Here is a 22,532-nt window from a genome sequence, read left to right as displayed (position 1 = left end):
GTCTTTCTTTTTATTTGGCCTGCTTCTTTCCTACTGTGTCATTCCGCAGGAATCCAGCCTCCTTTATTATAGTCTTTAAAGGATTTAAAAGGTAAAAGTAATACTTGAGTTATGTGCTAATACTTTGTTGAAACTCCTACGGAGTGACAATTGGAGTGTATGCTGTCCAGCATAAGTAATAAATGATAAGTGATAGTTGATCAATGATAGTTGATTGATGTATCGTTTATCAATTATTATTCATTGCTCATTACTTATAAGCTTAACTTGGGTATATAACAAAAAAACCTTTATCGTAAAGATAAAGGTTTTTAAAAATAAAATAAAAACTGGCGGCGGCCTACTCTCCCGCGTTAGCAGTACCATCGGCGCTGGTGGGCTTAACTTCTGTGTTCGGAATGGGAACAGGTGAGCCCCACCGCTAAAACCACCCTAAAGAAGGTATATAAGATATCAGAGGATAGATTTCAGATTTCAGACTTCAAGGTCTGGTATCTGATGTCTTATATCTGACATCTGTTTTAAGCGATAAAAACTTTCACAAAGACAAAACCTTCACTGCGCATAAAGCACCTGGTTTATATTAGTAACCATAGACTATAAATCTACGGGTAATTAGTACTACTTGGCTATGACATTACTGTCTTTACACCTATAGCCTATCAACGTCGTCATCTACAACGACCCTTAAAAGATGTCTCATCTTGAGGCGAGTTTCGCACTTATATGCTTTCAGTGCTTATCTCTTCCAAACGTAGCTACTCAGCGGTGCACCTGGCGGTACAACTGATACACCAGAGGTTTGTTCAATTCGGTCCTCTCGTACTAGAATCAAGCCCTCTCAAACATCTAACGCCCGCAATAGATAGAGACCGAACTGTCTCACGACGTTCTGAACCCAGCTCGCGTGCCACTTTAATGGGCGAACAGCCCAACCCTTGGGACCTTCTCCAGCCCCAGGATGTGACGAGCCGACATCGAGGTGCCGAACCTCCCCGTCGATGTGAGCTCTTGGGGGAGACTAGCCTGTTATCCCCGGAGTACCTTTTATCCTATGAGCGATGGCCCTTCCATACGGAACCACCGGATCACTATGTCCTGCTTTCGCACCTGATCGACTTGTAGGTCTCACAGTCAAGCACCCTTATGCCATTACACTCTACGCACGGTTACCAAGCGTGCTGAGGGTACCTTTGAAAGCCTCCGTTACTCTTTTGGAGGCGACCACCCCAGTCAAACTACCCACCACGCAATGTCCTTCTAAAAGAAGTTAGGCTCCAAGTAAGTAAAGGGTGGTATTTCAACGTCGGCTCCACAAACACTAGCGTGCCTGCTTCAAAGCCTCCCACCTATCCTACACATTACTTACTCAAAGTCAATACGAAGTTATAGTAAAGGTTCACAGGGTCTTTTCGTCCCATTGCGGGTAATCGGCATCTTCACCGATACTACAATTTCACCGAGCTCGTGGCTGAGACAGTGCCCAGATCGTTACACCATTCGTGCAGGTCGGAACTTACCCGACAAGGAATTTCGCTACCTTAGGACCGTTATAGTTACGGCCGCCGTTTACTGGGGCTTCAGTTAATGCCTTCGCTTACGCTAAGCACCTTCCTTAACCTTCCAGCACCGGGCAGGTGTCAGACCCTATACAGCATCTTTCGATTTAGCAGAGTCCTGTGTTTTTGATAAACAGTCGCCTGGGCCTCTTCACTGCGGCCAACATTGCTGTTGGCGTCTCTTCTTCCGAAGTTACGAGACTATTTTGCCTAGTTCCTTAGCCACGACTCACTCGAGCACCTTAGGATTCTCTCCTCGACCACCTGTGTCGGTTTTGGTACGGGTTGCTTCACTTCGGCTTTTCTTGGATCAGATTACACTACAGCAGCTTCGCCCGAAGGCTAGGCCTTGACTATTCCGTCAGTCTCCAGCAGCTACATCCAACCGTCCCCTTTTATTGTGAGCAAGTATGGGAATATTAACCCATTGTCCATCCACTACCCCTTTCGGGTTCGCGTTAGGTCCCGACTAACCCTCAGCTGATTAGCATGGCTGAGGAAGCCTTGGTCTTTCGGTGAGCAGGTTTCTCGCCTGCTTTATCGTTACTTATGCCTACATTTTCTTTTCTATCCGCTCCACAATACCTCACAGTACTGCTTCGGCGCAAATAGAATGCTCTCCTACCAGATATATCTAAAATATAAATCCATAGCTTCGGTAATATGTTTATGCCCGATTATTATCCATGCCGGACCGCTCGACTAGTGAGCTGTTACGCACTCTTTAAATGAATGGCTGCTTCCAAGCCAACATCCTAGCTGTCAATGCAGTCCAACCGCGTTGCTTCAACTTAACATATATTTTGGGACCTTAGCTGTTGGTCTGGGTTCTTTCCCTCTCGGACATGGACCTTAGCACCCATGCCCTCACTGCCGTAGAACATTTATTAGCATTCGGAGTTTGTCAGGAATTGGTAGGCGATGAAACCCCCGCATCCAATCAGTAGCTCTACCTCTAATAAACTTATATACGACGCTGCACCTAAATGCATTTCGGAGAGTACGAGCTATCTCCCAGTTTGATTGGCCTTTCACCCCTACCCACAGGTCATCCGAAGACTTTTCAACGTCAACCGGTTCGGTCCTCCACTCTGTGTTACCAGAGCTTCAACCTGCCCATGGGTAGATCACAAGGTTTCGCGTCTAATCCTACTAACTATGCGCCCTATTCAGACTCGCTTTCGCTCCGGCTCCGGTACTTAATACCTTAACCTCGCTAGTAAAATTAACTCGTAGGCTCATTATGCAAAAGGCACGCCGTCACAGCATTACGCTGCTCCGACCGCTTGTAGGCGTACGGTTTCAGGTTCTATTTCACCCTTCTATTCGAAGTGCTTTTCACCTTTCCTTCACAGTACTTGTTCACTATCGGTCTTTCAGGAGTATTTAGCCTTGGAGGATGGTCCCCCCATATTCAGACAGGATTTCACGTGTCCCGCCCTACTCATTTATCATCTCTATATGCCTTTCGAGTACAGGATTATCACCTTCTATGATTGTTCTTTCCAGAACATTCCTCTAAACATAAAAAGACTTTTGGGCTAATCCGCTTTCGCTCGCCACTACTTACGGAATCTCTTCGATTTCTTTTCCTCCGGGTACTTAGATGTTTCAGTTCTCCGGGTTTGCTCCTCTTGCGAGGTGACATATCTTCAATATGCCGGGTTGCCCCATTCGGATATCTGCGGATCAATTCGTGTGTGCCAATCCCCGCAGCTTTTCGCAGCTTACCACGTCCTTCGTCGCCTCTGAAAGCCTAGGCATCCGCCATACGCCCTTAACGATTTCTTTCCTATTGGTTACTCAAGCGCTTTATGCGCTCGGTTTTCTCTTTGTGATGTCTTTACCGTTAATGTCAATGATCTTAATTTCTTTCTTTCAAACTGATGAACAAATGTTGTTTTTGGCTCCATTCGTAACTTTTAAATCAGTCTTCCAAAACTGTGGAGAATAAGGGAGTCGAACCCTTGACCTCCTGCGTGCAAGGCAGGCGCTCTAGCCAGCTGAGCTAATTCCCCCTCTAGTAGACTTTAGATATCAGATTCCAGATCTCAGACCTAAATGTCTGATGTCTAATAGCTGATCTCTTCCTGTCTTTCAATTAGTAGTCTCGGGCAGGCTCGAACTGCCGACCTCTACATTATCAGTGTAGCGCTCTAACCAGCTGAGCTACGAGACTGTCTTTTAGACGTAAAAGATGATAGACTGATAGATAACAGACTAATTTCTTCGTCTTTCTCTCTCTGCTTTTATCTTCTTTGCCTCTCTCAATCCCTTTACTAATTTCTAGTGGGTTTTGTATTTTTATATATCAACCAAACAAAAAACTAAAGCTATGCTTTAAGTAAGTATTTTGTATCTTACGATACTGATTTTGTTTAACGTCCTAAGACGCTCTAAAATGAGATGTTCCAGCCGCACCTTCCGGTACGGCTACCTTGTTACGACTTAGCCCTAGTTACCTGTTTTACCCTAGGCAGCTCCTGTTACGGTCACCGACTTCAGGTACCCCAGACTTCCATGGCTTGACGGGCGGTGTGTACAAGGCCCGGGAACGTATTCACCGCGCCATGGCTGATGCGCGATTACTAGCGATTCCAGCTTCATAGAGTCGAGTTGCAGACTCCAATCCGAACTGAGACCGGCTTTCGAGATTTGCATCACTTCGCAGTGTAGCTGCCCTCTGTACCGGCCATTGTATTACGTGTGTGGCCCAAGGCGTAAGGGCCGTGATGATTTGACGTCATCCCCACCTTCCTCTCTACTTGCGTAGGCAGTCTCACTAGAGTCCCCAACTTAATGATGGCAACTAGTGACAGGGGTTGCGCTCGTTGCAGGACTTAACCTAACACCTCACGGCACGAGCTGACGACAACCATGCAGCACCTTGAAAAATGTCCGAAGAAAAGTCTATTTCTAAACCTGTCATTTCCCATTTAAGCCTTGGTAAGGTTCCTCGCGTATCATCGAATTAAACCACATAATCCACCGCTTGTGCGGGCCCCCGTCAATTCCTTTGAGTTTCAAACTTGCGTTCGTACTCCCCAGGTGGCTAACTTATCACTTTCGCTTAGTCTCTGAAACTTACATTCCAAAAACGAGTTAGCATCGTTTACGGCGTGGACTACCAGGGTATCTAATCCTGTTCGCTCCCCACGCTTTCGTCCATCAGCGTCAGTTGTTGCTTAGTAACCTGCCTTCGCAATTGGTGTTCTAAGTAATATCTATGCATTTCACCGCTACACTACTTATTCCAGCTACTTCAACAACACTCAAGACCTGCAGTATCAATGGCAGTTTCACAGTTAAGCTGTGAGATTTCACCACTGACTTACAGATCCGCCTACGGACCCTTTAAACCCAATAAATCCGGATAACGCTTGCACCCTCCGTATTACCGCGGCTGCTGGCACGGAGTTAGCCGGTGCTTATTCGTATAGTACCTTCAGCTACCCTCACGAGGGTAGGTTTATCCCTATACAAAAGAAGTTTACAACCCATAGGGCCGTCGTCCTTCACGCGGGATGGCTGGATCAGGCTCTCACCCATTGTCCAATATTCCTCACTGCTGCCTCCCGTAGGAGTCTGGTCCGTGTCTCAGTACCAGTGTGGGGGATCACCCTCTCAGGCCCCCTAAAGATCGTAGACTTGGTGAGCCGTTACCTCACCAACTATCTAATCTTGCGCGTGCCCATCTCTATCCACCGGAGTTTTCAATACCGAATGATGCCATTCAGTATATTATGGGGTATTAATCTTCCTTTCGAAAGGCTATCCCCCAGATAAAGGCAGGTTGCACACGTGTTCCGCACCCGTACGCCGCTCTCAAGATCCCGAAAGATCTCTACCGCTCGGCTTGCATGTGTTAGGCCTCCCGCTAGCGTTCATCCTGAGCCAGGATCAAACTCTCCATTGTATGTTTGTCTGACTCACTCAAAGTTTTTAACGCTTTAGTTTTTCCTTACTTGGTTGTTATATTGTATGTCAATGATCTTTATATCTTTCGCTTTTCAACGAAGCAATCTCTCTGTCAGTGTCGCTCCGTATTTGCGAGTGCAAAAGTAAAACTTTATTTTTTAATGACCAAATGTTTTTGAAGAAAATTTTAAAGTTTTTTAAGTAACCTTAACTCTTCTCAAAACCTCAATCCCTCTACTCCTGCGCTCCCTCTAATTGGGACTGCAAAGATACAAACTCTTTTTAAACTGACAACTTTTTTTTCAAAAAGTTTTAAAGTTTTTTTCGTCCGTCTCTTTTTGGAAGTAATATCGTTTCTGCCCATCTAAAGGCGCTTCTGCGCTACTGAATGTCTTTCGTTTTTCAGTGGGGCAAAGATAGTAACTTCATACAACGCAAAACAAGTTTATTTAACATAAATTTCATATTCGGATAGGTTTTTATCCTAATCAGCTGGAAGGCAGAGAGAAAAATTTTAAACATTTGTTTGGAGGAGTGGTTGGAGAGTAAGTGGGTTGGAGGGTTGGGGGTGAATCTGTGTGTGTGAAGAGGGAATGTCAGATCCGGGATGCGGGATGCGGGGTTGGGGGTGGCTATCATCAAATAAAGTATATATTATATAATAGAGAGACTAGATTAGAGAGCTGACTTTCTTCAACGAGACTAAAGAGTATATTTATATATAATATAGAACAATAAGATTTAACTCCTACACGCGTAATTAATTATAATGCTTCGACTCAGCTCAGCATGACATGGCTAATACTAACTGCTAAAAGACCTCAGATATTATCCTGCCAACTTACAAGCGCTCTTGTAAAGAATTTGGATTCCTGCGGAATGATACAATGGGAATAGGGATTTATACTCAATAATATGTTTACATAGAATTCTGCAATATGAAAATTCAATACCAATATTCCTTTTCTACCTGGAAACCCGAACCTCATCATTCATCATTCATCATTCATCATTCATCATTCATCATTCATCATTCATCATTCATCATTCATCATTAACCACTTATCATTAACGACTCCTACCCTAGCCCTGATAGAAATGGTTACCCCGCAGCTTGGGTTAGAGGGTGGGAGGGTTGGAGCGTGGGAGAGCGCTGGTGCGAGGAGTAGGAATGGATAGCAGGAAATAGCTCCTTATAAAGTTCGAGAGTTGGAGAGTTGGGAATATGAAATTATAGTGATTGTATATAATGGTATACGGGATTGACAAACAGTTTCTGTAGAATGATTCACCTTCTCAACTGTAATAATAGATGTAATAATGATAAAAAGAGGCTAACATTTTTTTTGATTCCTTACATTTGTAGTGCATTCCGGTTTCTAAGGGATGAAATGAGTTTTATATATGACAGACAGAAAATATAAGGAAACGGTACATACAGATAACAACCAATACGACTATATTACGGTAACCCATGACGAAAATAACGTCAGAATCTATACTTTGAAAAATGGATTAAAGGTTTTTCTTGCTCAGAATTTTGATGCCCCAAGAATACAAACCTTCATTCCGGTAAGAACAGGAAGTAATAATGATCCGGCTGATAATACAGGGCTGGCACATTATCTTGAGCATATGATGTTTAAAGGAACTTCAAAAATCGGAACCCAGAACTGGGAAAAAGAAAAAGAACTTCTTGATCAGATCTCGGCTTTATATGAAGAACATAAAGCAGAACAGAATCCTGAAAAGAAAAGGGAAATCTACAAAAAGATTGATGAAGTTTCCCAGGAAGCTAGCCAATATGCCATTGCCAATGAATATGATAAAGCGATTTCTTCTCTGGGAGCCAGTGGTACCAATGCGCATACCTGGTTTGATGAAACGGTTTACAAAAACAATATTCCGAATAACGAACTTGAAAAATGGCTGAAAATAGAAAAGGAAAGGTTCTCTGAAATTGTCCTTCGTCTTTTTCATACTGAGCTTGAATCGGTGTATGAGGAGTTCAACAGGGCGCAGGACAATGATACAAGACTTGTGAACTACGAACTGATGGATGCTCTTTTTCCCACTCATCCCAACGGACAGCAAACTACCCTGGGAAAACCGGAACACCTGAAAAATCCATCGATGAAAGCTATTCACAAGTATTTTGATGAATATTATGTTCCCAATAATTATGCTATGGTATTGGTTGGGGATCTTGATTTCGATGAAACAATCCAGTTAATTGATCAATATTTCGGGACTTTACCTTATAAGGAACTTCCTGCAAAAACACCCATTACTGAACAGCCTATTACAGAAGTTGTAGCCAGAACAGTAAAAAGCCCTACTACTCCACGTACTCAGCTTGCATGGAGAACAGATAGCTATGGAACAAGAGAAGCAATGCTCGCTGATATAGTTGCCAATATTCTCAGCAACAGAGGAGAAGCCGGATTATTGGATTTACACATTAACCAGACTCAGAAGATGCTTTGGGCTCAAGCCTTTTCTGTAGGACTAAGACAGTATGGATATTTCTCCATTGTTGCGGTTCCTAAGGAAACACAGACTCTGGAGGAAGCAAAGAATATGGTATTGGATGAAATTGAGCTGATCAAGAAAGGAGATTTTCCGGACTGGATGCTGCCAGCCATCATCAATGATTTCAAACTTCAGAGAATGAAAGGTCTTGAAACTGCCGAAGGTCTCGCCACCAATCTTTACGATTCTTATATAAAAGGAAGAAGCTGGGAAGAGGAACTGAATGAAATGGATGAGTATGCCTCTTTCACCAAAGATGACGTAGTGAATTTTGCCAATGAGTTTTTCAAAGAAAACTATGTGGTGGTCAATAAAGAAAAAGGGGTAAACGACAAACTGATCAGAGTTGAGAATCCAGGTATCACTCCTGTTAAGATCAACCGTGATACACAATCTGAATTTTTGAAAGAGATTCTGGCGGATAAAACGGAGGATATTAAACCTGAATTTATTGATTATCAAAAAGAAATCATTACGGATCAGCGTAACGGAAAGAAATTAAGTTTCGTAAAGAATAAATACAACGATATTGCTCAGCTGCACTTTATTTTTCCTTTAGGAAGTGATCATGACAGAGATTTAGGGATTTCAACTCAGCTTCTGCAGTATTTGGGAACAGATACTTTTTCACCGGAGGATTTAAAAAAGGAATTTTTCAAAATCGGAATCAGCAATGATTTTAAAACAACGAACAATCAGCTGACCATCTCGCTGAGCGGACTGGAAGAAAATATAGAAAAAGGAATTGCCCTTCTGCAGCATTGGATGCGCAATGTGCAGCCTGATCAGGAAATCTATAATCAGTTTGTGGGAACAGTACTGGAAAACCGCCAGGCCATGAAGAAAGATAAAAACCGTATTATAACGGCCCTGAACAATTATACAAAGCTGGGCAGCAACTCACGTTTTACGGATGTTATTTCTAAGGAAGAGCTTGAAAACAGCAGTGCTGAAGTTTTTACAAACAGAATGAAAAAGCTTTTCCAATATCCTTATCAGGTATTTTTCTATGGTAAAAATTTTGAAACCTTTAAAGAATACATTGGTGAATACATAGAACCTGAAAGCCTTCAGATACCAGCTGCTAAACTGTATCCGGAACCGGCAACCGGAGGAAACGTGTATTTCATCAACTATGATATGGTTCAGATGGAAATGAGCAAGATTGGTAAAGGAAGCGAGGTGAACCCGCTTCATTTCGGAAAGATCAATGTGTTCAATGAATATTTTGGAAGAGGGTTATCTTCCATTGTTTTCCAGGAAATGCGGGAAAGTAAAAGTCTTGCCTACTCTGCTTATGTTTCTTATGCAGCGAACTCTGAGCTGAACCATCCTGATTATGTAACGACTTATATCGGAACCCAGCCTGACAAGCTGATGATCGCTGTAGATACCCTGAATGAACTGATGAACGAGCTGCCAGAAGTCCCTATTCAGTTTGAGAATGCCAGAAATGCAGCTCTGAAACAGATTGCTTCTACAAGGGTTACCCGAAACAATATATTTTTCAATACCTTAAGACTGCAGAAATTAAATATCTATCATGATTTCAGAAAAGATATTTATGAACAGATCCAGCAGTTAACATTTGAGGATATCAAGCATTTTTATCAGACAGAAGTCAAATCAATACATTTTAACACCGCTATTATCGGCAAAAAAGAGAATCTTGATATGGAAGCTGTCAACAAAATGGGAATATTTAAAGAAGTAAGTCTGAAAGATATTTTTGGACATTAAAAACAAACCGCCCGATAGAATTATCAGGCGGTTTGTTTTTTTTTATAAATGATAATTGATAATTGATAATTGATCATGTGTAGTTCATCATTCATCATTCATCATTCATCATTCATCATTTATAAATCTATTACGTCATCATGCAATCTCCGTCACCATCCTGATAGTTTGGGTTAAAATGACCGGGAAGCAATTCCAAAAGATTTTTATGAAACAGGTACTCTCTTTTAAAATCACGTTCATAGATAGGGGAAAATACTTTTGACTGTTGTATTTCCTTGTTTAATGCGGTTTGATAAGAAGTAAAGCCTTTTACTTTATGACTCACGATGAAATAATGTAAAACCCGGATAACCTCATCGAAATTACCGTCCGTAAAAAGGTAAGGTATTTTAAGATAGCCATCACGGAGCTGCAGCAGAAAACAGGATGTAATCTTGTTATTTTTATTTAAAATTTTAATCCAGAAATATTTAAAGCTGTCAGCAAAACTTGAAAACAGGTATTTTTCATCTTTTTTGCCTTCTAAAACCCAGGGATAATTGATAAAAGTATTGATTTCATCTGCATTACGCATCCCGGGAAACCTGTTCATAAAACCTGCACTTTCTTTGTCGATGTGATCCAGAACTTCATATTTAAAATCCGGTTTTGATGCTGTAAGATTCTTTATTGAGATCACTCCATTGGCTGCAGCATCCAGAATTTGAAAAAGAGGCTTCAATGGTTGTGTTCCAGGTTTCTTTTCAGGAATCATTTTAGCGGCATCGGTTCTGAAGTAGTAGCGTTTGCCTTCTTTGGGAAAGACATATTCAAAAACACCCATAATATTGTAGAGTGCTTCTGCTTCTTTGGTAAATTCTGTAATGGCAATCCGGCCTTCGTATTCTTCAAAAACTTTTTTCAGCAATGCTTTCGCCGGTCTTTTTTTTCTGTATTCCTGGTTTACATACAGGGTACTGAGCCAGGCATAACGGATTTCTTTTCCATCAATGATAAAACAATCCGGAAAACATCCCACATAACCGATCAGTTTTTCTTCATAAAAAGCTAAAATAAGAAGCGTATCCCCATCTGATGCTTTTGGATTATGAATATGAGACAGCGAGCGATGTCTTGTAATGGGAAGAAAATCATATTGCTGAAAATTTCCGGAGGATATAAAATCTTCCAGTTCTTTTCTATTGAATGTTTTCAGCGTTATCATTTTCTTACAATCGTATTTTTATTCATCAGGCTTTTCAATCTGAAATAAGCTGTTTCTTTTTTCAATATCCGAGCCCCACTCTCTCCTATTTCCATAGGAATTCTTTGAAAATTTCTCTTCACACTGTCCAGTTTTATACCGGCACACCCAAAGCTGCAGTAGATCTCTTCATTTTTATAAAGTTCATCAAAAAAATCTTTCTTTACTTCAAAATCGGTAAACGGGAATGCAAAACTTTCGTACAAAAAACCATTTTCTTTTAAATAGGCAAAGGTTCTGTCGGTTGTTGTCATCTGTTCTTTCAAAGACAAATCGCCATATTTGGGATGATCCCAGCTGTGCGAAGAAATTCCAAAACCTTTGTTGGTAAGTTCTTTTAATTCTTCTGTTGTTAAATAAGGTTTAAATTCCTTTGAATAAGCCTTAAAATCTATTTCAAGTTTTTCAGCAAGCTGATCCAGAATATTTCTTTTCTGATAATTTATGGATAAAATTTTCTTTTGTAGAGCGCGTCTATCTGTTTTTTTTAGCGATAGAATAAAATAAATTTCAGGATCTATTGTTTTCATTTTTTCAGCAGCATCCGCAAGAAGACTTGCCTTGCACCTGAACATCATCTCTTTATTATCTATGAAAGCCGGATTGATAAAATTACAGGCATATATTCCTTTTCGTTCCAGAATGGGAACTACAATATCGTAAAACTCTCTGAAACCATCATCAAAAGTTAAAAGGGCAATTTTTTTCGAAGGTTTAAAACTTCCGGCCATATAATCTTTGAACTCCTGCCAGTTTACAAACTGAAAATGCTTTGCGATATAATCCAGATCATTCTCAAACTGTTGAGTCGTCTTATAACGGATCACATGTTTTAAATGAGGAAGTTCTTTGTCTGAAACACTGTGATAAAGTGGCAGACAATAGTCCAGCGGAAATGATTTTCCGATATTCCCAGTTTCAAAAGCTGCCAAAACATTGATGATGCTGTCTTTCATCCTATTGTAAATAAAAAAGAATCTATTCAAAATTAAATTCAAATAGATTCTTAAAGGTATAACTTTTAAAATTATTTTATGATCTTCATTTCATCAACAAGCCATCTTGAGTCTGCGAACTTATCAATGATGAAAAGGATATATTTTGTATCTACCATGATGTTTCTGCTGAAACGCGGGTCATAATTGATATCACTCATTGTTCCTTCCCACTGTCTGTCAAAGTTTAATCCAACAAGGTTTCCGTTGGCATCCAAAGCCGGACTTCCTGAGTTTCCTCCGGTTGTATGGTTGGTAGCAGTGAATCCTACAGGAACATCACCTGTTTTATCTTTATAGATTCCGAAGTCTTTTTTGTTGTAAAGGTCAATCAGTTTCTTTGGAACATCAAATTCGTAATCTCCAGGAACATACTTTTCCATTACTCCAGCAAGGTGAGTCTGGTACCCGTAAGAAACGGCATCTCTAGGAGTAGAACCTTTCACTTTACCGTAAGTTACACGAAGTGTTGAGTTCGCATCCGGGAAGAATTTTCTGTCTTTATCCGTCTTCATCTGCTGCGCCATGAATTTTTTCTGCAAAGCATCAATTTTTGCCTGCATTGAAGTGTATTGCGGATCTGCAGTTTTCATATAGGTTTCTTTCATCGAAACATATAATTGATAAATAGGATCTTTCTTTAAAGTCCTGATCAGTTTATCCTGATTAGAAAATGCTTTATCAATATCGGCAGTTAATGTTCCTCCGTTTACAGCTGTTCTTCCTGTGATAACAGAGTTTTTAGACATATCTTCTATAACAGGAATATTAGCATTCTCATCTTTATATTTGCTGAATCCTGCCGGTAAAAACTGAGGTGCCGTTTTATTCACATATAAAGCCAATAGTTTCGCAGTTACTTTTGCATCAAGCTCAGCACTGTAATCTTTATAGAAAGAAGTTAATTTTGTTTTTAACTTTGAAAGTTCCTTTTCATCCATTCTTCCTGCTTCTACAGAAGCTACGAAGTCATAATAATCTCCGGCAAGCTTCAAAGTCTCTGCATTTCTTATCACTTCTGTGTAGTAAGCATTGTTTAATGCATAAGGAGCCTGATCATTGTACAGTTTATTCAGCTGATCCAAAGTAGTCTTGATCTCAGGATTTTTAGCAACCAAAGAACCTTCATACATTACTTTCTTTTCTACAGCATTGGATTTTTTCAATCCTTCTACTTCACCGATCCATTTTTTCCAATAGTTGGCTACTGAAGCATATTTTGAGGCATATTTGATACGCGTTTCATTGTCAACACGCATTTTTTCGTCCAAAGTTTTTAAAGCAACATCACGTACCGCAATTCTCGCAGGGTCAATATCTTTCATGATCTTCTCTACAGCGATTGCAGGAAGGTATTCTGTAGTTCTTCCCGGGAATCCGAAAACAAAAGTAAAATCGTTCTCGTTTTTATCTTTGATAGAAACCGGTAAATAGTGCTTTGGAACGTAAGGTACATTGTCTTTAGAATATTCTGCAGGTTTGTTATTCTTGTCTGCATAAATTCTGAACATAGAGAAATCTCCGGTGTGTCTCGGCCAAACCCAGTTGTCCGTATCGCTTCCGAATTTCCCGATGCTTTGAGGCGGAGCTCCTACAAGACGGATATCTTTATACGTTTCGATGGTATAAGCATAGTATTTGTTTCCATAATACATTGGTTTTACCATGATTGACTGGTAAGATTCAATTTTCTGAGAGTTTTTATACACCTCAATATTGTTGTTGATCTTTTTAGTAAGTTCTGGTTCTGTAAGATTGTCTGTACCTTCTAATATCGGATCAGTAACTTCTTTTATATCTACAATAAAATCTACTTTTACTCCCGGATTAGGAAGCTCACCTTCTGTATTTTTTGCCCAGAATCCGTTTGAAAGAAGATCATTCTGAACGGTAGAATGTGCCTGAATCTGCCCAAAACCACAGTGATGGTTCGTTAAAAGCAATCCTTTAGGCGAAATAATTTCTGCAGTACATCCGCCGTTAAACTGTACAACCGCATCTTTAATGCTTGGTTTCTGAGGATTGAAAATATCTTTTGCAGAAATCTTCATTCCTAAATCCTTCATTTCCTTTTCATTCAGCTCTGTAGGAATCCACATTCCTCCATATTGTTGCGCAAATGCCATTGCAGCTGGCAAAAGAAATACAGATAAAAGTATCTTTTTTGTCATAATCAAAATTTTGCCCCAATTTACAAAGAAAAATAGGAACAGGCTTTATAAAACGGGTGGAAAAGTTACTAAGAGTTCGTTTTTGGAAAATAGTGATGGTCAATGGTGAATTTGCTTCGCAAGTGAATGGTGAATTTTTATAATCAAACAGTAAGTAAATTCATTAAAAATTGACAAGCGAAGCGAATTGACTATTCACTATTCACAATGCGTTCAAAAATTGGATTGTCAATGATGAAGCTTGCTTCGCAAGTGAATGGTGAATTTTTATAATCAAAAAAATAATTAAATTCATTAAAAATTGACAAGCGAAGCGAATTGGCTATTCACTATTCACAATGCGTTCAAAAATTGGATTGTCAATGGTGAAGCTTGCTTCGCAAGTGAATGGTGAATTTTTATAATCAAAAAAATAATTAAATTCATTAAAAATTGACAAGCGAAGCGAATTGACTATTCACTATTCACAATGCGTTCAAAAATTGGATTGTCAATGGTGAAGCTTGCTTCGCAAGTGAATGGTGAATTTTTATAATCAAACAGTAAGTAAATTCATTAAAAATTGACAAGCGGAGCGAATTGACTATTCACTATTCATTCAAACATCCTATCCCTTCCCTCTGGCTCAGTTTTTGTTGATTGGAAGTATATTATTATAAAAAACATCCTTAAATTAATTATTATGATGAAAAGTAAAATGCTCATGTTGGGAATGGCATCTGTTCTATTCCTTGCTTCATGTTCTAAAAAAGAAACCACTGAAACAACAGCTACTACAGATTCTACAACGGCTGTACAACCTACTGCTACGGACAGTATCACTAAAGCAACTCCCACAGCAGCTGGTGACACTTCTGAAAATGCTCTGGACTGGGCAGGTACTTATGAAGCAACAGTTCCTTGTGCAGACTGCCCGGGAATAAAGACTTCTTTGACATTGAATGATGATAAAACATTCAGTATTACAGAGGAATATCTTGAGAGAAATTCAAAGAACCAGGACAAAGGATCTTTCACCTGGGATGCTACTGGAAGCATGATTACTTTAAAAGGGAAATCTGCCAACTATAAATACAAAGTGGGTGAGAATATGCTGATCCAGCTGGATATGGAAGGAAAGGAGATCGATGGTCCCAACAAAGATCTTTATGTATTTAAGAAGAAATAAAAGTAAAGGCTTCGGCCTTTATTTTTTTGCTCTTTCACTGTCTAAAACTGATACGCTTTAATTTTCGGATCATTCACCAGACGTCCGATGACTTCCTCATGATGGCTATTTTTTCCGGTAAGTCTCCATATAATGGTAAAGCTTTCCTGAGAATACTGCTGTTTAAGCATCTGATATCTTAAGTGATTTTCTTTGAATATATTTTCACAATATTTAATATCCTGGGAGTCTGTTACAGCAATTCTGTATACCCTTACTTTATTATAATTATCAATAAAATTCTGGAGATAAGTCAGGGCACTTAAAATAAGTAATACCAACGTAGTTCCCAACAATGCAATATAAACATAGCCGGAACCTACAGCCATTCCAATAGAAGCAGTTGCCCAGATAGTGGTGGCTGTGGTAATTCCTTCAATTTTATTATCTCCTTTGAAAATAACCCCTGCTCCCAGAAATCCGATTCCTGTAATGATATTAGCTGCCAGACGATCCGGATTGGCCACGCCTATTTTTATAGAAAGTATGGTAAACAGACAGGCACCAAAACACACGAGAATAAAGGTCCTGAGGCCGGCCGACTTATTACGGTATTCACGTTCAGCACCAATAAACAATCCTAGAATAACTGAAATAAGGATCAGCAGCAATTCATTTTTAATAATATAGTGGTCCTGAAGAAAATCCATCTTTTATAATTTAAACAGAGAATAAATTTACAATAAATACTATTAAGGAACTATCTTTGCTGAGGAGATTTTGCGTTGCTGCCTCAAAAAATTTATTGCATGAAAAACTTTTGCAATGTTACATTTTAATTGCGGAAATTTTCTTGTATAAAAGGGATATTTATCAACGTGGAAAAATGTCACTTATTAAAAAAATCAAAAAAATAATACTTATATACAATTATGGATAAAGAAATTTCACACTTCTGGTTAGGATATTTCAAGAATGAAGAAGATTTTTATAGCTTTATAGAAGAGGATGAAAACTACTATATAGAGGAAGAAACTGATGATCAGTACGTTTCCAAGTTTGCAGAATCACAGAACATCAAATGGTTTGATGATGATTTTATAGAATATGGTTTTGAAGATGAAAGCCTTAGTTTTTATGATAAGTTTGCAGAGTATTCTTATGCTGACCAATGGCTTCCGGTTCTGGAAAACAAATTAAACGAACTCAGTCTGGATACGCCCGTAAATGCTATTATTTTTGCAACAAGATTTGTAATTCCTAATCCGGTTTCTGTAGAAAATGATGATTTTTCACTGCATTATGTGGGAGAAATAGAATACGATATTTAATAACCAAAGCAAAACTGCTTTCTCAACACCGGCAACAAGTGATTTCATGGTAAATGTGATCACCTGTTGCTATTTTTATACCTATAATGAGGATGAAATAAGGTTACATTAAAAAAATAAATCTATTTTAGCATGTAATGAATTTATATTCTACCCTACAAATCGGAGATTATCATGTTAACCATTGTGAAGATGATCTTCTCATCAAAAAAATCTGTTCTGATAAGATTTTGTGTGCTGTGATGGATGCTCTACAGCTATGGACAGTCATTTTGCGTCAACACTTACTGGAAAGATTTTACGTAAAATCATTATTGAAAACGGTTACAAGGCATTATATGAAAAAGCCAGCCAGCAAACTCCGGAAGAAGAGCTCAAAGAAATCATAAAAGGTTTATTCAACGAACTTAAATTTGTAAAAAACCATCTGATGCTGGACGAAAAAGAGTTGCTATCTACTCTCATAATCATGGTTTATGACATCACAAAGGACGAAGGATTCATCCTAGCCATTGGAGATGGAGTTGTCTGTGTCAATGGAAATATCACAGAATTTGACCGTAATAATAAACCGGACTATTTAGCTTATCATCTCCATGAAGACTTTGAAGAATGGTATCCCCGTCAGTCTCAGAAATTATTTTTTGATGATCTAGATGATGTTTCCATTGCTACTGATGGTATTTTGAGCTTTTCAAAAATTAAAAAAACGAATTCTGAACAAATGATCAATTTTGCTGAATATTTAATGATAGACCGTCAGAATAGCGAAACTGAAGAAATGCTTAACATGAAACTAAAGCAGTTGGAATATCAGTATGGAGTAAAACCTACAGATGATTTAGCTATTGTTAGAATGACAAAATAATTCAGATATTTGAATATCATGAAAGAATCCAAACCTCATCAATTATACTCTTTTTTGAAAAGATGGTTCATTAGTACCATCTTTATTTCAGTGGTTACATTCTTACAATTTTACTGGTCAATGGGAACCCTTTCAGAACGTGTTTCAAGCGGCTGTATAGACTGTTCATTTTTTGAAGATGCGGTGTATATATCCCTTATAGCCGGTGGGTTCTTATCAATTGTCTTTTCTCTGCTTTTCTTTGTTAAAAAGATTTTCTTCAAGGCTTCAGTCGAGTTCCTATTCCTGATCTTTGTCTGGTTATTTTGGAACTACACCCTATTTGTAGACAGGGAATCTTCCTGGAGTACTTACGATTTCAATTCGGAAATCCAATATACAATTTCACTTTCCTTTCTACCTGTTACCGTACTGGGATGTTTGTGTGTTGTAATTTTACATTATCAGGAAATAAAAGCTAGATTTGTATCTTAAAAACAAAAACCATTGAAAAAAATCATTTCTACTTTACTTTTTGCTTCTTTAATTGCTTATTCATGTAACAAAACCAAAACCCAGGCTCCGAAAAATTCTTCGGGCATTATAAAAAAGGATACGGCACCAGTTGAGAAGGAACAGTCGACAGCAGGAAAACAAGTCTCAGATTTTGTATCCAGTCAATATGAAATTCAATACGAAACCGAAGGTGATCTCAACCATGACGGACTTCCTGATAAAGCTTTGGTTTTAAGAAAAAAAGACGACACTTTAGCACAGAGAACTATGATAGTCCTTCTAAAGAATCCTGACAAAACATACCGGTTATTTAAAAGTTCTGAAACCGTTTTTCCCGATGAATACAATGAATCTGGTTATAAAATGCACGATCCTGAAGACATCAGTATTGAAAAAGGAACATTGAATATCAATCTCTATGATATCGGACCTTATGGTAATCAGTTCAGTAAATTCAAATATATGAATGACAACCTGATTCTTACCTATATTGAAACGTATAATATGGGTGCGGGTTCCCACTCTGCCCTCTATTATGAGCCTATGAAAGGTAAAGTAATACTGGAAACGGTAAATACCATGGAACAAGAAATGCCATCAGAAACTAAAAAAGTACAGGTAAAAAAAGAAAGATTTTTATTTGAAAATGTTTCTCCTGATGATGTTGTCACCAATGTTTATAATTCTGTAGAACAGGAGTAAGCTGTCCAGTTCTAACAAAATAAAACTTCCGCCTAAAAGACGGAAGTTTTTTATTTAAAGTATGATTTACAGTATTGATTAATGTGCTTCTAACCAGTTATCTCCTACTCCAATTTCTACCAATAAAGGAACCTGTGTTTTCAGGGCACTTTCCATTTCAGTTTTGATTAGTTTTGAGGCTGTATCAATCTCATCTACCGGAGATTCGAACACCAATTCGTCATGTACCTGAAGCAGCATCTTTGTTTTAAGCTGTTGCTCTTCAAGTTCTCTGTCTATTTTAATCATGGCAAGCTTTACAACATCTGCTGCACTTCCCTGAACTGGTGCGTTTACAGCATTTCTTTCCGCATGACCTCTTACCACAAAATTATTGGAATTAATATCTTTCAAATGACGTTTTCTTCCTAAAATAGTTTCAACATATCCTACCTGGCGTGCTTTGTTCACCTGCTCAGCCATGTACTCCTTCAGTTTCGGATAGGTTTCAAAGTAAGCTTCGATCATCTGTTTGGCTTCTGTACGGGATAATCCGGTTTGTTCTGCCAAAGCAAAAGCTCCTTGTCCATAGATAATTCCAAAGTTTACGGTTTTAGCCTGACTTCTCTGGGTTTTGGATACCTCAGCCAAAGGAATTTTAAAGAGTTTTGCGGCGGTAGAAGCGTGGATATCTTCTCCATCCTGAAAAGCTTTGATCATATTATCCTCTCCGGAAATCTCAGCAATCAAACGAAGTTCAATCTGAGAGTAATCGGCAGAAATAATCTTCTTCCCTTCTCCGGAAACAAATGCTCCACGGATCTGCTGGCCCCTTACCGTTCGGATCGGAATATTCTGCAGGTTAGGGTTTACACTCGCCAAACGGCCTGTAGCAGCTGTAGTCTGTGAGAAGTTGGTATGTACTCTATTATCTTTTTTCTCAATCTGTGAAGGCAATGCATCCACATAAGTTGATTTTAATTTCTGATAGGTTCTGTATTCCAGGATATGCTTGATAATTTCATGTTTTGAACTTAATTTTTGAAGAACATCTTCTGAGGTTGCATATTGTCCTGTCTTTGTTTTTTTGGCTTTGGGATCCAGCTGTAATTTTTCAAAAAGAATTTCTCCCAACTGTTTAGGGGAATTCATATTGAATTCTTCTTCTGAAAGTTCAAAAATCTTTGTTTCCAGCTGTTTCAGATCATTTTCAAGGTCAACACTTTCCTGTGCCAACCATTTTTCATCCAAAGAAATCCCTGAAAGTTCCATTTTTGCAAGTACTTCCATCAGAGGCATTTCAATATTAAAGAAAAGCTCTTCCAGGTTTTCTTTTTTCAGCTGTGGTGCGAAAAGTTCATACAGTTGGAAAGTGATGTCTGCATCTTCCGCCGCGTAGTCTGTCTGCGTTCTCAGATCAGCATCTCTGAAATTCCCCTGTTTTTTCCCTTTTTTTCCGATAATGGTTTCAATGGATACCGGTTTATAGTTCAGATATACTTCTGAAAGGTAATCCATCCCGTGTCTTCCATCCGGATTCAGCAGGTAGTGGGCAATCATGGTATCGAACATAGCCCCTTTAACGGTGATGTCGTATTGTTTTAAAACTTTATAATCGTATTTTAGATTGTGAGCAATTTTAAGCAGGTCTTCTTTTTCGAAAAACGGTCTGAAAATCTCTAGGGTCTGCAACACTTCTTCTCTGTTTTCAGAGAGAGGAATGTAGTAGGCAAGTCCTTTTTTATAAGAGAAGCTCATTCCTACCAGTTCTGCTTCCAGTTCGTTTAATGATGTCGTTTCCGTATCGAAACATACTACTTTCTGCTGCAGCAGGTTGTCTACCAGTTTTTTCTGAGCTTTCGGATTATTGATAAACTGATAAAGGTGATCATTATTCTCAATCGTTGACTTTGTAGAAGTAGCCTGTTCCAGTTCTTCAAAATTGGCAAAAAGGTCAAGCTGCATCACCTGTCCTTTTACTTCGGTTCCGGCCGGAGTCTGCTTTACTTCTACTTCACTTACAACCACTGTTTCTACAGCCGCAGGAGCAAAAGCCCTGTAAAGGTTTTCGTATAACCTTCTGAATTCTATTTCATCAAAGACCTCTTTTACTTTTTCAAAATCCGGAGTTTCCAAATCGTATTGTTCCTGATGAAATTCTACAGGAGCGTCACAAATAATGGTTGCCAGTTTTTTAGACATAATACCACGTTCTGCGGAAGCTTCTACTTTTTCTTTCAGTTTTCCTTTCAGTTTATCCGTATTGGCTAATAAATTTTCAATGCTGCCGAATTCTTTCAGGAATTTCATAGCCGTTTTTTCTCCTACCCCTTCTAATCCAGGGATATTATCTACTGCATCTCCCATCATAGCAAGGAAATCTATCACCTGCTTAGGATCATCAATCTCATATTTTGCCTTTACTTCTTCAACTCCGAGAATTTCGATATCGCCACCTTTTAAACCTGGCTTATAAATTTTAATTTTATCGGTAACCAGCTGTGCAAAATCTTTATCCGGCGTCACCATGAAAGTGGTATATCCTTCTTTTTCTGCTTTGCATGCGATAGTTCCAATGACATCATCGGCTTCATATCCTTCCACCCCAAGAATCGGGATGTGCATTGCTTCCAGAATTTTGTGAATATATGGAATCGCAATTTTGATTGCTTCGGGAGTTTCGCTTCTGTTGGCTTTATATTCTGAGAAATCATCAGTTCTTACACTGGCCTGTCCAACATCAAAAACTACTGCCAGGTGTGTTGGTTTTTCTCTTCTGATCAATTCGATCAAAGAATTGGTAAAACCGAAGATGGCAGAAGTATCCAGACCTTTGCTGGTAAGTCTCGGATTCCTGATTAATGCGTAATATCCTCTGAAAATCATCGCATAAGCATCGATGAGAAACAGCCTTTTATCGTGTGTTGCGTCCATATTTTGAATAATGAACAAATATAAGAAAATAGGAGTAAAAACTGGCAGCCCGTTGAAGGGTTTCGGGAATGGAGATTCGGGTTCGAGGGTTCAAGATGGGGTTAAAAAAACAAAACAGCATACCCGAAGGCATACTGTTTCTTTTTTTATTTAAGTTTATGGGATTATTTACCTGAAGAAGGCCATAGTCCTGCGTACTGAGAAGTACCGTAGTCAATGGTTTCAGCACTTACTACGAAGCTGATCAGCATACTGTTGCTGTCTACTGCATCGAAATCTACTTCGTGCTGGATTACGTATCCGTTCTCCCATTTCAAAGTGATCAGTGTTCCTTCTTCGTGAGATTTGTTGAAAGTGATCTCTCCTACTGTCGGCTTGTATTTACCGTTTAGTAAGCTTTCAAGGATGTCTGACTTTTCAGTAGCTTCTACTGTCACCTTAATTAATGCATTGGAAGGATCTGATGCTACACGTCCTGATACGTCTGTAGATCTTGATACACTGTAGTTCATTTTTAACAGTTTCTGCCCTTCACCGTTGTTGAATTTTAAGATTCCTCTTGAATTTCTTTCTGCCATGATTGTAAATTTTAATCGTTAGTAATAAATTGTAATTCAATAATTATATAACAAAGATAGCCTCCTTGGGTTTGATAAAAAAGCAATTGAAGGGAAATCTGAAAAAGTGTCGTAATTGTACGATTTGATGTAGTAGTTCTACGATTTCGTGTCGTAATTCTACGATATTAGATTTAAAACAAAGCACAATACACTGTAAATAAATATTTTAAAAAGGATTAAAAATCTTCAACAAACACCAACTTATTACACTATTAAGAGAAATAATATACATAAAATGCACTTATATACATAAAAAAAGACCTTATACAGGTCTGGTTATTTTATCTTTTAAAAA

At 38.8% G+C, this 22,532-nt stretch carries 12 protein-coding genes, 2 tRNA genes and 3 rRNA genes; 6 read left to right on the top strand and 11 right to left on the bottom strand.

The genetic code is table 11. From position 1 onward, the window contains the following. Window positions 1-327: 327 nt before the first annotated feature. The 5 genes from rrf to PZ898_RS21370 form a co-directional block, all read right to left on the bottom strand. Window positions 328-435, bottom strand: a 5S ribosomal RNA gene (gene rrf, locus PZ898_RS21390). Between the two features lie 160 nt (window positions 436-595). Beyond that, window positions 596-3,350, bottom strand: a 23S ribosomal RNA gene (locus PZ898_RS21385). Window positions 3,351-3,503: 153 nt separating this feature from the next. Continuing rightward, window positions 3,504-3,577 (bottom strand) — tRNA-Ala (locus PZ898_RS21380). A gap of 87 nt (window positions 3,578-3,664) precedes the next feature. Beyond that, a tRNA-Ile gene (locus PZ898_RS21375) sits at window positions 3,665-3,738 on the bottom strand. Window positions 3,739-3,958: 220 nt separating this feature from the next. Then, window positions 3,959-5,475, bottom strand: a 16S ribosomal RNA gene (locus tag PZ898_RS21370). The 16S, 23S and 5S rRNA genes sit together here with 2 tRNA genes alongside, the layout of an rRNA operon. A 1,406-nt stretch (window positions 5,476-6,881) precedes the next feature. On the opposite strand from PZ898_RS21370, the gene PZ898_RS21365 reads away from it, so the two are divergent. Next, window positions 6,882-9,749, top strand: coding sequence for an insulinase family protein (locus tag PZ898_RS21365; protein WP_277694194.1), 2,868 nt, complete (start codon window positions 6,882-6,884; stop codon window positions 9,747-9,749). A gap of 130 nt (window positions 9,750-9,879) precedes the next feature. Here the strand turns inward: PZ898_RS21365 and PZ898_RS21360 are convergent, their stop codons facing one another. The 3 genes from PZ898_RS21360 to PZ898_RS21350 all read right to left on the bottom strand — a co-directional run bounded on the left by PZ898_RS21360 (window position 9,880) and on the right by PZ898_RS21350 (window position 14,161). Further along, window positions 9,880-10,956: a GNAT family N-acetyltransferase gene (locus tag PZ898_RS21360; protein WP_277694193.1), complete on the bottom strand. Its 1,077-nt coding sequence runs from the start codon at window positions 10,954-10,956 to the stop codon at window positions 9,880-9,882. Further along, on the bottom strand, window positions 10,953-11,951 hold the full coding sequence (locus tag PZ898_RS21355; protein WP_277694192.1) for a polysaccharide deacetylase family protein: 999 nt from the start codon (window positions 11,949-11,951) through the stop codon (window positions 10,953-10,955). Before PZ898_RS21355 ends, PZ898_RS21360 begins: the two co-directional genes overlap by 4 nt. A 71-nt stretch (window positions 11,952-12,022) precedes the next feature. After that, window positions 12,023-14,161, bottom strand: coding sequence for a S46 family peptidase (locus PZ898_RS21350; protein WP_123278815.1), 2,139 nt, complete (start codon window positions 14,159-14,161; stop codon window positions 12,023-12,025). 682 nt (window positions 14,162-14,843) lie between these two features. Here PZ898_RS21350 and PZ898_RS21345 point away from each other — a divergent pair. Beyond that, window positions 14,844-15,329, top strand: coding sequence for a copper resistance protein NlpE (locus PZ898_RS21345; RefSeq protein ID WP_277694191.1), 486 nt, complete (start codon window positions 14,844-14,846; stop codon window positions 15,327-15,329). Window positions 15,330-15,370: 41 nt separating this feature from the next. Here PZ898_RS21345 and PZ898_RS21340 read toward each other — a convergent pair whose 3' ends face one another. Beyond that, window positions 15,371-16,018 carry an MgtC/SapB family protein gene (locus tag PZ898_RS21340; protein ID WP_277694190.1) on the bottom strand — a complete coding sequence of 216 codons (648 nt, stop codon included), beginning with the start codon at window positions 16,016-16,018 and terminating at the stop codon, window positions 15,371-15,373. Between the two features lie 222 nt (window positions 16,019-16,240). Between PZ898_RS21340 and PZ898_RS21335 the strand changes: the two genes are divergently transcribed. The 4 genes from PZ898_RS21335 to PZ898_RS21320 all read left to right on the top strand — a co-directional run bounded on the left by PZ898_RS21335 (window position 16,241) and on the right by PZ898_RS21320 (window position 18,704). Next, complete coding sequence (locus PZ898_RS21335; protein WP_277694189.1) at window positions 16,241-16,639, top strand: immunity 22 family protein; 399 nt, start codon at window positions 16,241-16,243, stop codon at window positions 16,637-16,639. A 259-nt stretch (window positions 16,640-16,898) separates the two neighbouring features. Next, window positions 16,899-17,507 (top strand): protein phosphatase 2C domain-containing protein, encoded by a 609-nt coding sequence (locus PZ898_RS21330; protein WP_277694188.1) that lies wholly within the window; start codon window positions 16,899-16,901, stop codon window positions 17,505-17,507. Window positions 17,508-17,525: 18 nt separating this feature from the next. Further along, complete coding sequence (locus PZ898_RS21325) at window positions 17,526-17,981, top strand: hypothetical protein (protein WP_277694187.1); 456 nt, start codon at window positions 17,526-17,528, stop codon at window positions 17,979-17,981. A 12-nt stretch (window positions 17,982-17,993) separates the two neighbouring features. Beyond that, window positions 17,994-18,704: a hypothetical protein gene (locus PZ898_RS21320; protein WP_216445183.1), complete on the top strand. Its 711-nt coding sequence runs from the start codon at window positions 17,994-17,996 to the stop codon at window positions 18,702-18,704. Between the two features lie 78 nt (window positions 18,705-18,782). On the opposite strand, the gene polA is transcribed toward PZ898_RS21320, so the two are convergent. Next, window positions 18,783-21,617 (bottom strand): DNA polymerase I, encoded by a 2,835-nt coding sequence (gene polA / locus PZ898_RS21315; protein WP_277694186.1) that lies wholly within the window; start codon window positions 21,615-21,617, stop codon window positions 18,783-18,785. A gap of 164 nt (window positions 21,618-21,781) precedes the next feature. Next, on the bottom strand, window positions 21,782-22,195 hold the full coding sequence (gene tssD, locus PZ898_RS21310) for a type VI secretion system tube protein TssD (protein ID WP_062675327.1): 414 nt from the start codon (window positions 22,193-22,195) through the stop codon (window positions 21,782-21,784). Window positions 22,196-22,532: the final 337 nt, after the last annotated feature.

The sequence above is a fragment of the Chryseobacterium sp. WX genome, assembly GCF_029542485.1.
Taxonomy (GTDB): Bacteria; Bacteroidota; Bacteroidia; order Flavobacteriales; family Weeksellaceae; genus Chryseobacterium; species Chryseobacterium cucumeris.
This window is presented reverse-complemented; position numbering and strand designations above follow the sequence as displayed.